We start from the raw sequence: 12,608 nt of genomic DNA on the forward strand, positions 1-12,608 counted from the left end.
CCTATTTGGTAGCGCCAACTACCAAAAAGGCGCACAGGGCCGCTAGGCCAACACTTCTCGCGTGGCCTCGACCAGGCGTTCCAGCCAGGCATCCGTGCCGACGGCCTGACGCAGTGGCTCGTTGGGCAGTTCGATGCTGACCGGCAGTCCGGCAGGCAAAGTCGACCAGATGTCGGCCAGGGCTATGCCGCCGGTGCCGGGCACCAGACGCTCCTCGCGGGCCTGACGGATCAGCTCTGCGTCCCCAGTGGGAGCGGGGGTCGAACCGTCGCACATCTGGGCGTAGTGCAACCACTCGCGCGGGATGGACGCAAGATCCTCGAGCGTTGTCGCCGAGCGGTCGGTGTGCAATGCGTCGACGAGGACACTGCGAGCCGGACCGTCTGCCGCCGAGACGATCTCGATGGCCGCACGCGCATCGGGCACCGCAGTCCACGGCATGAATTCGAGCGAGGCGACGATGCCGTAGTTCGCGCACAGTTCAGCGAGGCGGGCATAGGAGTCCGTGAGCCGAGCGCGGTCGCGGTCGTCGCCGCCCACCAGAACGGCTTTGGCTCCGAGCTGTGCGCCCGCTTCGAGCAACGGAGCGTAGTCGGTGGGGTCGAAGTCGGCTGCAAGACGGATGATTTCGAGGTCGAATACCTCGACCGGTGAATCGTCCAGTCGACGCACCAGTTCGTCCAACGACTGCTTGTCCTCGTGCAAAGGGTAGGCCGTCGTACCTGGTGCCGCGGGCATCAGACGGATACCGATGGTGTCGAAGCCGTGCTTTTCAGCCAGGTCGACGTGCTGCATCGGTGCGGTGTCGAGCACTGTGAGGGCTGCCAGCCCGAGTGAGAGTGTCATGCGTGCGCTCCAACTGTCTTGGCTCCGGCCAGTTCCCGGCCGGCCAGGTAACCGAATGTCATGGCCGGTCCGAGGTTGATGCCCCCGGACGGGTAGTGCCCGCCCATCACGCTCGCCTGATCGACGCCGACGGCGAGCAACCCCTCGATGGGGCGGTCGTTGTCGTCGAGTACATGCGACGACGAGTCCGTGACCAGTCCGGCGAAGGTGCCGAAACTCCCTGGCACGACTTTCACCGCGTAGTACGGGCCCTTCTGCAAGGGCGCGAGCGACGGGTTCGGCCACGGATTGGAAGCATCTCCGGAACCTCGGTTGAACGGTGTTGTACCGCGACTGAACTCGGGGTCTTTACCGGCCACGGCCCCGATATTGAAAGCTGCGACGGTTTTCTCCAACTGCACGGGGTCGACGCCGATCTTCTCGGCCAAGTCCCGAAGAGTGCGCCCACGCGTGAGGTACCCCGAGCGCAGGTACGGCTGGATCGGGATCGGCAAGGGCTTCGCCATGCCCAGCGGGAGGTATCGCACATACTGTTGATCGGCAATCAACCACGAGCACACCTCTTCGCCCTCGGGAACCTGCTCGACCATCGCGAGTGTGTAGTCGTGATAGCCGAGTGCTTCGTTGACAAACCGCTTGCCGTTCGCGAGAACTCCGATGACACCGGGCTTTCCGCGATCGAGGATGTGCGGGAACACCCCTTCCTTGCCGTTGCGGTAGCGAACGATGGAGACGGGGCAGTACGCGACGGGGGAGGCGAGGGTGCGGTCGAGGCGACCACCCACGGATTCGCCGAGGGAGATGCCGTCGCCGGTGGTTGTCTTCGGAGTGAGTGACCAGTGCTCGTTGCCGGTGGGGGTGCGCGGGAACAGTTCGCGTCGTCGGTCGATGTCCTGTGCGAAGCCGCCGGTGGCGAGTACGACACCACGTCGGGCAGTTACCGAGTACGCGCCGTCCGGACCTTCGAGGCGGACGCCGACAACGCGGCCGTCGTCATCGGTCTGCAACGCGGTCGCGGACGTCTTCACCCGAAACTCGACGCCGAGATCGAGCGCTGAGCGAAGCATCATGCCGACAAGCGCAGTGCCGTTGACGAGTTGCTGACCACGACGCTTGGTGGCGAGATCGAACATGTGCTTAGTCACCCGAACACCACAGTGCACAAAGGCTTTTGGTGAGCGGGTCGAGTGCAGGAAAGCCTGCAGGTCGGGCCCGGCCATGATGCCCATACCGAGGAACGACGTTTCGTGCAGCTGACGACGCAGTAGCGCCGCGACATCTGGTCCGAGCTTTCGCAGACTCACCGGTTTCGGTCCGACGGAACGGTGACCCGTGCCGGCGCCCGGTGTGTCACCGTGAATATCGGCGATCTTGGCTCCGGGCACGAACTTCAGAGCAGTCTTGCGTTCGAAGAACTCGACCATCTCCGGGGCGCCGTCGAGGAGTGCATCAACTTTGGCGGCGTCGAAGTTGTCGCCGAGTCGGTTTTCCAGATATGTCCGCGGTGCCGAGCGATCCTCGACAACCCCGTCGGCGATGGCAAACATGTTGCGTGGGGTCCACATCCACCCGCCCGACCAGGCCGTTGCGCCGCCGCAGGTGTCGGCCTTCTCGACAACGAGTACCGACGCGCCGCCATGTGCTGCGGCAATTGCTGTGGAAAGCCCGCCTGCGCCGGAGCCCACGACAACCACGTCGTAGGTGAGGGGGGTACTGCTACTCATTTCTGCTCCTTGGCAGTTGTTGCGAGGGTCGGTGTCGATGTCAGCTCGACAACCTTGCCCGTTCTTGACGATTCGTAGATTGCGGCGATGATGGCAAGTGACGCGCGGGCGTCTCGACCGGTGACGGCGGGTTCGCGCCCGGTCAGGACCGCGTCGGCGAAGTCCTGAACCTGCAGGGTGTGGAAGTCGGTCAGTGCCGCATTGACCGCTCCCACATCGAGATTGGCGTCGATGTCGGCGGAGTACGGCGACTGGAACTCGACTTCGCCCGGCACGGTCCAGATTTCGTTGACACCCTCGTGCCCTTCAGGAAATTCGAGGACGCTGGCAATGGCACCGGTGCGCCCGATCACCGTCATGCGGTTACCCAGATTGTGATTGGCACCGGTAGTCGCGGTGACGGTGGCGGTGCCGCCCGAGGCAAAGGAGATCACAGCTGACACGCTGTCTTCGGTCTCGATGTGCTCACCGTGGGTGTGGGTGCGGATGAAGCCGCTGACCGAGACGGCCTCGCCCATGAACCAGGCCAGCATGTCGATCTGGTGCACGGCCTGAGTCATGAGCACGCCACCGCCGTCGGTGTCCCAGCGTCCACGCCAGGCGTCGGCCGAGTAGTAACTCGATGGGCGATGCAGGATCACCGACGCCTCACCGAGCATGGGTAGTCCGATCCGCCCGTCGTCGATGGCGTCGCGGATCCGACGTGCTGCCGGCCAGAATCGGCGTTGGAAGAGCACCCCGAACGTGATACCGGCGCGGTCGGCGGCCTCGATCATGCGGTCGGCGGCAGCAACATCGACTGCGATGGGCTTCTCGCACAACACATGTACACCCGCGTCGGCAGCGGCCACGACTACCTCTTCGTGTACCGGGTGAGGTGTGCATACCGTGCAGGCGTCGAGGCCTAGAGCAAGCAGTTCGTCAACGGAACGTACGGCGGAGGGAATGCTGTGGAGCGCAGCGAACTCCTGGGCGCGTCCGAGATCGGGATCGCAGCAGCCGATTACCTCGACGCCGGGGACTTGTTGTAGAGCTCTGGCATGGTTGCCGGCGATCTTGCCGCAGCCGACGATTCCGACTTTCAATGTCATCAGAAATGTTCCTCTGCTTCGACGTCCCGCGCCGCAGATTCGCCGCGGTCGAGACTGTTCAGTGCTTCGATGTCCTCGCCGGATAGGGTGACGTCGAGTGCTGCCAGGTTCTCGGCCTGACGCGTCGGGTTCGCTGATCGCGCGACCGGAACCACACCCTGCGCGACGTGCCATGCGAGCACCACTTGAGCTGGTGTGCAACCGATTCGACCGGCGATCTCCCCGACCACGGCGTTGTCGAGCACGTCACCCCGGCCGAGCGGACTCCACGACTGAGTGAAGATGCCAAGTTCGTCGTTTGCGCGGCGAACCGGGATCCGAGCGAGCGACGGGTCCATCTGAATCTGGTTGACTGCCGGTGCCTCGCCGGTTTCGGCGACGACGCGGCGCAGGTGGAGCTCCAGGAAGTTCGACACACCCACGTACCGAACCAGTCCGGCGTCGCGGCAGGCCAGCATCGACTCGAACGACGCGACATAGCGATCGATTCGCGGGAGTGGCCAGTGGATCAGGAACAGATCCAGCTGGTCGAGTCCCAGTAGTTCCAGACTCTGCTCGAGGGCGCCCCGAATGTCGCCGGAAACCTGGTCGTTGCCACGAAGTTTGGTGGTGACGAACAGTTCTTCTCGCGGCACACCTGATTCCGCCAGCGCCACACCGACGGCGCCCTCGTTGCCGTAGATCGCGGCGGTGTCGATGAGGCGGTACCCGGCCTCGATGCCGGAGAGAACCGAGTTCGTGGCGTCGGCACCGACCAGGGGCCAGGTTCCGAGTCCAATGGGCGGCAATGCAGTTGCCACGGGTGTGGCTGCCTGTGTGGTCATGCGTGAACCTCCTGACGTGCCGCAGCGGCGGCGGTGATCGCGACGGCAACGTCGGCTGCGGTCACGAGTGCGGCATGGATGGACCCGCCGTCACCGCTCGCGTCGCCGACGGTATGTACTCCGAGTCGTGGTGCCAGTGAACGGAGTTCGGCAAGAAGTTCCGAACGCGGCTCGACGCCTTGCGAGATCAGCAGTTCGCCCGGAGCATCGACCTCGCTCAGCACACCGGCCGTCGAAATCGTGACGCGGTCAGCGGCGACTGTGGTGACGATCGAGCTGAGGTAGGTCGTGAGGTTCTCACTTGCGGCCAGGCGCGGCAGCAGCACGATCTTTCCGCGGCGTCCGACGTCGTGCGCGATGGTTTCCTGCGGGCCGATCATCACGACCTGGGTGCCCTTCTGAAGGAGATCGTCGGCGACGGCCGCAGCCTCACGGTCGGCGCCGAAGATGGTGACAGCGGCAGGAGTTGGATCGCCGGAGACGAGGAATTCGCGGACGTCGCGAACGGTACGGGTTGCTGCTCCGGGGAGATCGACCACGGGGCCGACGCCGCCGGCGGCAAGAACTATGGCGTCGAAATCGACACCGGAGAGCAAAGCAGCATCTACCCGGGTCGAGGTGTGGCAGTGGACCCCGAGTTCAGCCAGTTCCGCGGCGTACCAGTCCACGATCCGTCCATATTCGGGATACTCGTGAAGCTTCGATGCCAGAGCGAAGTCGCCACCGAGGCTGGGTCGCTCGTCGTACAGGTCGACGCGGTGACCGGCAAGTGCGAGGTCGCGGGCAGCGGCCATTCCCGACGGCCCGGCACCGATGACGGCGACCCGCACGGTGGCGTCAGCCGGCTTTGTGGGCTGATCCAGTTCACGTCCGACCCACGGGTTGACAGAGCAGGGAATGGGACCGGCAGCCAGGCTGTCGATGCAGTAGTTGCAGGCGATGCACGGGCGGTAGCGGCCACCGTCGATAGCGCGATTCGGGAAGTCCGGATCGGCGTGCAACGTACGGGCCATGCTGACGAAGTTGGCCTGCCCGGATTCGATGATCTGCGCGGCGATCTCCGGCGACGTGATGCGTCCGGCCACACCAACCGGGATGTCGAAGTCGCGCTGGTACTGCTCGGAGTACGGCGCGAGGAGTCCACGGGACCATTCACCGGGCTGGATGATCCACTGTCCCGCTTCGTAGTTGCCGGCCGAGACGTCGAGGAAATCGAGTCGGTCGGTGTCGATGGCGCCGATGCGAGCGCGAGTCATCTCGGCGTCGAGTCCGCCGTCGATGCCTTCGAAGGCTGAGAATCGGAGTCCCAGAGTGATTCCCGGTGCGTGCTCGTGGACGGAGGCGATGACCTTGTTGACGAACAAGGTGGGGTCGGCCCACTCGTCGTCGCGGTGATTGTAAGCAGGGGAGAGGAACTGGTGGATCAGATACCCGTGGCCACCGTGCAGGGAGATGACGTCGACGCCGGCCTGCTGGCAGCGTGCCGCGGCTTCACCGAAACATTCGATGATGTGCTCGATGTCGTCGCCGTCGAGTTGTTCTGGCATCTCGCCGCCGACAACCAAACACGGAATCGGTGTCGGGGCAACGGGAACAAACCCGCTGACAGAACCTTGCACCGTACGTCCACCGTGGTTGAGTTCGACTCCGACGAGGGCGCCGTGAGCGTGGATCGCGTCGGCCATCTTCTTGATGCCGGGAATCCGTTCGTCGACGTCGACGCCCATCTGCCGGATGCGTCCCTTGCCGTCGGCACGCACGTAGCTCGCTTCGGTGAAGATCAGTGCAGCACCACCTTCGGCGCGGCGGGCGAGGTACGCGATGTACTCGTCCGTCATGGTGCCGTCGACTTCGCAGTAGTTGCGTTCCATCGGGGCCGACACGAACCGGTTCCGGAGGCGGACGCTGCCCATGTCGAGAGGTTCGGCGAAAGGCGCAGTCACATTCATCAGTGCTCCTGGTACTTCGCGAGAAAGTAGGTGTTCGGTTGTGCTCATGCGCATGCCGTCTCGGAGAGCAGCTCGCTCAGATGGCTGCGCATGCGATCCGTATCGGCTTCGACACCCGTCAGGAGTGTGAAGGTGTCAGAGGCTTGAGCCACCAGCATCTGGCCACCGTCGAGGACTCGACATCCGAGAGTAATTGCAGCGTCGAGCAATTCGGTGCGCATCGGCCGATAGACGATGTCCGCGACCCACAAGCCCGCGTGGAGCGCCGCGGGGTCGAACGGAGTTCCGGGATGGCCGACCATCCCGATCGGAGATGCGTTGACGACGCCGTCGCACGTCGTCAGGTTGACGGCGATCTCATCGATCGCCAAAGCCGTTGTGCGCGTGGCAGGAAAGGCCGAGGCGACGCGAGAACACACATCGGCAGCGCGATCGGGATCAATATCTGCGATGCGAAGATCCGTGGTGCCGGCGGCGGCGAGTGCGTATGCCACAGCGGAACCCGCCCCTCCTGCCCCGGCAAGCACCACTCGGTCCAAGGCGGCGTCGGGCAAACCGCGCTGCAGTGCTGTGAGGAATCCGCTGTGGTCTGTGTTGTGGCCGATCAAACGGCCGTTGTGGACGACCACCGTGTTGACGGCACCGAGCAACCGCGCGTTGCCGGACAGCTCGTCGAGCGCGTCCACGACAACCTGCTTGCACGGGTGGGTGATGTTCAGTCCGGTGAAATCGCCCGCGACGGCGCCACGCACCACCTCACCGGTTTTCTCGACCGAGATGTTCAGGTTCTCGAGATCGATCAGTTCGTAGCTGTAATCGTCGAGTCCGAGTGCTGCTGCTTCGTGTGCGTGCAACGCGGGCGAGAGTGAGGTGGCGATACCCGACCCGACAAGGCCGATACGGTGACGTGTGAATTCGGTAGTCATGACATTCTCCTGCATAAGTGGGGACGGCCCCTCGCGGCAATTCAGCGCGAGGGGCCGGTCCGGTCAAGCGTTGTTGCTGGTGAGCTCTGAGTCCTGCTTGATTAGCAGGCTCGGCTTCGGTTGGCCCAGTTCAGCTGTGGGCGTGCGGTACGTTTCCGGTCCGGTCATTGCCGCGATGGCGGAGACGACGGCGAAGCCCAGGCACATCCAGGCAACCGGTGTCCAGTTGCTCTTGTCTCCGGCTGAAATCGCCTGAGCGATAGCCGGTGTGAAGCCGGCAACAAGGAGTCCGAGCATGAGGCTGACGGCCATTCCGGTGTATCGGACCTTCGCGGGAAACTGCTCCGGGAAGTACGCCGGGTACGTGCCGTTGGGCATCGCGTAGAAGATTCCGATCATGACGATTCCCGAAGCGAAGACCATGGGAACGCTTTGGGTTCCGATCGAATGGAAGAAGACGAAGATCATCAGGCCGGCTCCGATCGCGCCGACGACGAAAATGGGCTTGCGTCCGTAGCGATCCGAGAGGATGCCGAACAGCGGCTGAGTCAGTACGGCAACAAAATTGGCGGTCGCGATAGCCCACAGCATCGTGGAGCGTTCGAAGCCGGATTCGACGGCGTACGCCAGAGCGAAGACGTTGACGATGGTGTTGATCATCGCGAAGGTCGAGCTCATGCTGATGCGGATCACGGTGCGCCAGTGCGAGCGGAACATCTCGACGACGGGAATCCCGGCCGTCTCGTCCTGTTCCTTGAGTTCCTCGAATACCTCCGGCTCATCCAGGGCGCGACGTAGCCACAGCGCGACGACGGTCACGATGATGCTGAGCCAGAAGGGAACTCGCCAACCCCACGAGTAGAGGTCTTCGTCGGGCAGGCTCGCCACTGGGATGAATACCAGGCTGGAGACGACGATGCCGAACATGATCCCGCTCATGGTGAACGAGGTGAAGAACGAACGACGGTGATCCGGCGCGTGTTCGAGCGTCAGTGCCGAAGAGCCGGGTGATTCACCGCCCGCAGAGAGCCCTTGAAGAAGGCGAAGCAAGACGAGAATGATCGGCGCGGCGATGCCGATCTGGTCGTAGGTCGGCAGGCAACCGACGATGACCGTCGCAACACCCATGAGGAGCAGGCAGGCGAGAAGCGCGTTCTTGCGTCCGTACCGATCGCCGAGGTGTCCCCAAAGCACCGCGCCGAGCGGGCGGGCGACGTAGGCGACACCTAAGGTGCTGATCGAGAGCAGGGTTGCCGTTGATCCGCCGCCGGGGAAGAAGATCTTGGGGAACACCAGCGCGGCCGCGGAGCCGTAGATGAAGAAGTCGTAGTACTCGAGGGTGCTGCCGAGGAAGCCCGAAACGGCGGCGCGGCGCGCGTTCGCATTCGGATGTTCCTCGGTCGAGTTCGTGGATCCGGTGGAGGTGATCGGAGGTGCCATGTGAAGTCCTTTCGTCCCGATGGGCCGGCCGTGGCGGCACGTTTGGAGATGCACCACGCATCGGTGACGTCCCTCACCTTTCGGCGGCTGAGACGACAGTGCCACGAAGGACTATGGCGCGTCCAACACTAAATGAGTCTCAGATAATGACGTTTTTGGTCTCAATCTCCGGCGTCGGCAGAATTTCCTCGGATGTCTCCAATGCGACGGCGAGCGCATCGGTCATGTGCCGCGGTGACCAGGCAATTCCGTGATTCATGAACGTCGGCTCGCCGGTGAGTGGGACGAACACACTGCCAGGTGGGGTGATAGCAGCCATACCGGACGTCATCAGCGCTACACCGACGCCGGCGGCAACGAGCATCAGGATCATGTACGGATCGGTGATCTCCTGAACCACGCGAGGCCTGAAGTCTGCGTTCATGCAGGCGCGCATCGCGGTTTCCTGGAGGGCCGAGCCGGCCGAGAGCGGGGTGGTCACGAATCCGTCGTCGGCCAATTCGCGGAGGTCGATCGCGTCTCTCTCTGCGAGGGGATGGTCGATCGGAAGCACAGCGCCGAATGCCTCCCGTCGGATGAGTCGGGTAGACAGTGATGCGGATTCCACGGGTAGTCCGACGAAGGCGAGATCGAGGGCGCCGCTCTCGAGTTGGATGACCGCGTCGCGCGTCATGATCCGGCCGAGGAGTGTCAGTTCGACTTCCGGATAACGCTGACGCAACGCGCGTGTCAGTGGCGGAAGTGCTTGATAGTTGAGCACTCCGGTGAACCCGATTGTGACTCGTCCGTAGACGCCTCCCGACGACGCGCGCGTAGCGTGTCGTGCCGTCTCCATGTTCTCGATGACGCGATAGGCGTGGGGGAGAAAGGCATGTCCGCCGGATGTGAGTGCGACGCTGCGAGTGCTTCGTTCGAACAACTTGACGCCGATGTCCTTTTCGAGCTTTCGGATCATCTGGCTGAGCGGCGACTGGGCCATCTGGAGCCGTGATGCGGCCCGCCCGAAGTGAAGTTCTTCCGCAACCGCGACAAACGCGTGCAACCAGCGGGTTTCCATCGGCAAGGCCTCCAGGTATTTGACGTTGACAACAAACGCCATATATTCAGAATTTCTACACAGTGTGACGGCAATTATGCCTGTTTGCAACATGAATTGAGTGCGTAGCGCACAGAAACTCAGGAGTGAATGCGATGCAGGGTTACCCAGAGGGTGTCACAGCGCTCGTTACCGGCGGTGCGAGCGGAATCGGCGCCGCCAGTGCAAAGCTGTTGACGGAGAGGGGAGTTCGGGTGGTAACGGCAGATCTTGCCGAAGGCGCGGACGAACAACTCGACGTGAGTGATCCGACAGCAGTCGATGCGCTTCGAACCAGGCTCCGCAGAGTCGACATCTTGATCAACAGTGCGGGAATCGTAGGACCATCAGCGCCACTCGTCGACGTCGACCTCGCGGCTTGGCAGCGTACGTTCCGCATCAACGTCGAAGGGACATTCCTGATGTGCCGGGCGTTCGTGCCGGGGATGGTTGCGTCGGGGTGGGGGAGGGTCGTCAACCTCGCAAGTATTGCGGCCAAGGACGGAAACCCGAATCAGAGTGCATATTCCGCGTCCAAAGCGGCCGTCGTCGCGCTGACGAAATCACTCGGCAAAGAGGTCGCCACCACCGGTGTGCTGGTCAACGCGATAGCTCCGGCGGCCGTGGAAAGTCCTATGAATGCCGGCACCGATCCGGCCATCCTCGCCCGTTCGCAGTCTTTGACGCCGATGGCGCGAATGGGGAGGGCCGACGAGATTGCCGAACTGATCTCCTGGCTGTCGTCGTCGGCGGTAAGTTACTCGACCGGCGCCGTGTACGACGCCAGCGGCGGCCGTGCAACATACTGAATTACCTTCTGGGAGAAATCGATCAGAACCGGAGCAGTGACTGCCACAGTTCGCGAGATGCGTCCTGGTACTCGAGCATGTGCGAGATCAGTTCGCGCAGTGGCTGTGTCGGTTCGAGTTCTTCCGGAAGGAGCGGATTGCGCACGATGACCGCGATCACCGCGCTGCCCAGAGCAAGTGATTCGCGGGCCGCCTCCTCGCGACTGATTGTCGCCAGGCGTGTTTGCGCCTGTGTGAGTGCTTCACGGGCCTCGGCGATGTCGGCCAACAGTGCTTCCGAGTTCCAGAGTGTGCGGATTGTCGAATCATCCTCGGGGGCAAGGTGAGCGATTTCCATGACGGCCGATTCGGGGGCGGCGCCGAGTCGGCGGAGAGTGCGGCGGGCGCTGTCCGTGCCGCCGAGGAGATTGTTCGGACGGACTGCGAGTGTGGGCTTCCACTCCTCGTAACCCGCCAGTCGCAGCGCTTGATCGTGCCGGCGGGCGGCAGTGCGGTCGCTTCGTTTGAGCCCCGAGTGCTCGACGGCGATCCAGGTGCCGTCCCAGGGGTGTATGCGATCGGTACGAGTTCGCCACCCCTCGACCTCGCTGTAGGTGGGGATGCCGTCCGGGTTGAGGACGTACGTTCCACGAGCGGTACGACGCAGTTTGTTCTCTCGGCACAGGCGGCCCGTTGCCACGCGAATGCTCGATGCGCTGACGCCGACGATCTCGCCGGCCCGGGTCAGCACAGCGGTGCTGAACTCGGTGTCCGGGCTCGCTGTTGCGAGGTCCAGCACAACTCGGGTTGCGGACATTCCTCGATCAGTTTGTAACAACTTTTGAACAACTCCTGACAAATTCTGTTACAAGTGGCATGGTTGGTACCGGGAAACCTTATCCGCGAGCAGTGAGGAAATATCGTGACCGACTCCGATCGACCAGGTGGCGATGTCTATGTGGAGCGTGACGGTGGCGTCACTGTCATCGTGATGAATCGCCCTGATCGCAAGAATGCGGTGGACGGGCCGATGGCGGCGCAGTTGCGTGATGCCTTCCTGGAATTCGAGTCGGACGAGAGTCAGAAGGTGGCAATTCTGTGGGGTGCGGGCGGCACATTTTGTGCCGGTGCGGATTTGACCGCAGTCTCCGACCCCGCGCGCGTGCACGAGTTGCATCCGGAAGGCGGCGGCACCGGCCCGATGGGGCCGAGTCGGTTGGTGTTGTCCAAACCGTTGATCGCCGCCGTCAGTGGATACGCAGTGGCCGGAGGGCTCGAGCTTTCATTGCTCGCGGACCTGAGGATCTGCGAGGAGGATTCCGTGTTCGGAGTCTTCTGCCGGCGCTGGGGAGTTCCTCTCATCGACGGCGGGACCGTGCGACTGCCGCGAATCGTCGGGCAGGGGCGAGCGCTCGACATGATCTTGACCGGTCGCCCGGTCGACGCTTCGGAGGCGTTGGCCTTCGGACTGGCCAATCGTGTTGTTCCAGTGGGGCAGTCACTCCAGGTAGCCAAGGAGCTTGCGCACCAGTTGTCCGCTTTCCCACAACTCTGCATGCTCGCGGATCGCGCATCGGCCTACCGATCTTTTGATCTACCACTTGCCGAAGCACTGCGCGCCGAGGGTGTCGCAGGAAATCCCATTGTCATCGCCGAAGGTGTGCGCGGCGCTGCTGCGTTCGCCGCGGGCGCCGGCCGACACGGCCGATTCGAGAACAACCCGAATTCGAACGAGGAAACTGAACCATGATGCCCGTAACCCGAGATCTGATCGCCCGTGGTGCGCGACAGCACGGACCGCGAACAGCCGTCGTCTTCGGCGATCGATCGATGACGTTCACGGAAGTGGACGAACTCAGCAGCCGATTGGCGCATACATTCATCGCGCTCGGTATCGGGCGTGGCGCACGGGTTGCGTTGCTGGTCAACAACTCTCTTGCCAGCG

General features: G+C 63.2%; 12 protein-coding genes. 3 read left to right on the forward strand and 9 right to left on the reverse strand.

The genetic code is table 11. The features are described 5' to 3' along the window. Positions 1-42: 42 nt before the first annotated feature. From V3587_RS03620 to V3587_RS03655, 8 genes are all read right to left on the reverse strand, one after another. On the reverse strand, positions 43-846 hold the full coding sequence (locus tag V3587_RS03620; protein WP_283376133.1) for a sugar phosphate isomerase/epimerase family protein: 804 nt from the start codon (positions 844-846) through the stop codon (positions 43-45). After that, positions 843-2,570, reverse strand: coding sequence for an FAD-dependent oxidoreductase (locus tag V3587_RS03625; RefSeq protein WP_283376134.1), 1,728 nt, complete (start codon positions 2,568-2,570; stop codon positions 843-845). The genes V3587_RS03620 and V3587_RS03625 overlap by 4 nt, the downstream gene beginning before the upstream one ends. Next, entirely contained in the window at positions 2,567-3,661 is a 1,095-nt protein-coding gene (locus V3587_RS03630; protein WP_283376135.1) for a Gfo/Idh/MocA family protein, read from the reverse strand. The genes V3587_RS03625 and V3587_RS03630 overlap by 4 nt, the downstream gene beginning before the upstream one ends. Next, the gene (locus V3587_RS03635) at positions 3,661-4,485 is read right to left on the reverse strand and encodes an aldo/keto reductase (protein ID WP_063315886.1); all 825 of its coding nucleotides are present in this window, start codon (positions 4,483-4,485) and stop codon (positions 3,661-3,663) included. The genes V3587_RS03630 and V3587_RS03635 overlap by 1 nt, the downstream gene beginning before the upstream one ends. Then, entirely contained in the window at positions 4,482-6,434 is a 1,953-nt protein-coding gene (locus V3587_RS03640) for an oxidoreductase (RefSeq protein WP_283376136.1), read from the reverse strand. Before V3587_RS03640 ends, V3587_RS03635 begins: the two co-directional genes overlap by 4 nt. A 44-nt stretch (positions 6,435-6,478) precedes the next feature. Next, complete coding sequence (locus V3587_RS03645; RefSeq protein ID WP_042921796.1) at positions 6,479-7,360, reverse strand: shikimate dehydrogenase; 882 nt, start codon at positions 7,358-7,360, stop codon at positions 6,479-6,481. Positions 7,361-7,423: 63 nt separating this feature from the next. After that, positions 7,424-8,800: an MFS transporter gene (locus V3587_RS03650; RefSeq protein WP_162113742.1), complete on the reverse strand. Its 1,377-nt coding sequence runs from the start codon at positions 8,798-8,800 to the stop codon at positions 7,424-7,426. Between the two features lie 139 nt (positions 8,801-8,939). Further along, positions 8,940-9,857 (reverse strand): LysR family transcriptional regulator, encoded by a 918-nt coding sequence (locus tag V3587_RS03655; protein WP_020970528.1) that lies wholly within the window; start codon positions 9,855-9,857, stop codon positions 8,940-8,942. A 134-nt stretch (positions 9,858-9,991) separates the two neighbouring features. Between V3587_RS03655 and V3587_RS03660 the strand changes: the two genes are divergently transcribed. Beyond that, positions 9,992-10,684, forward strand: a complete 693-nt coding sequence (locus tag V3587_RS03660) for an SDR family NAD(P)-dependent oxidoreductase (RefSeq protein ID WP_064444223.1) — start codon at positions 9,992-9,994, stop codon at positions 10,682-10,684. Positions 10,685-10,706: 22 nt separating this feature from the next. Here V3587_RS03660 and V3587_RS03665 read toward each other — a convergent pair whose 3' ends face one another. Then, positions 10,707-11,480: a hypothetical protein gene (locus tag V3587_RS03665; RefSeq protein ID WP_283376137.1), complete on the reverse strand. Its 774-nt coding sequence runs from the start codon at positions 11,478-11,480 to the stop codon at positions 10,707-10,709. A gap of 105 nt (positions 11,481-11,585) precedes the next feature. Here V3587_RS03665 and V3587_RS03670 point away from each other — a divergent pair, with 105 nt between their 5' ends. Continuing rightward, on the forward strand, positions 11,586-12,413 hold the full coding sequence (locus V3587_RS03670) for a crotonase/enoyl-CoA hydratase family protein (RefSeq protein WP_003939849.1): 828 nt from the start codon (positions 11,586-11,588) through the stop codon (positions 12,411-12,413). Next, positions 12,410-12,608, forward strand: a 199-nt coding sequence (locus V3587_RS03675) for an AMP-binding protein (protein ID WP_331699211.1), incomplete at its 3' end; no start/stop codon positions are given. The genes V3587_RS03670 and V3587_RS03675, both read left to right, overlap by 4 nt.

Source organism: Rhodococcus sp. IEGM 1306 (assembly GCF_036541985.1).
In the GTDB taxonomy this organism is placed as follows: domain Bacteria; phylum Actinomycetota; class Actinomycetes; order Mycobacteriales; family Mycobacteriaceae; genus Rhodococcus_F; species Rhodococcus_F qingshengii.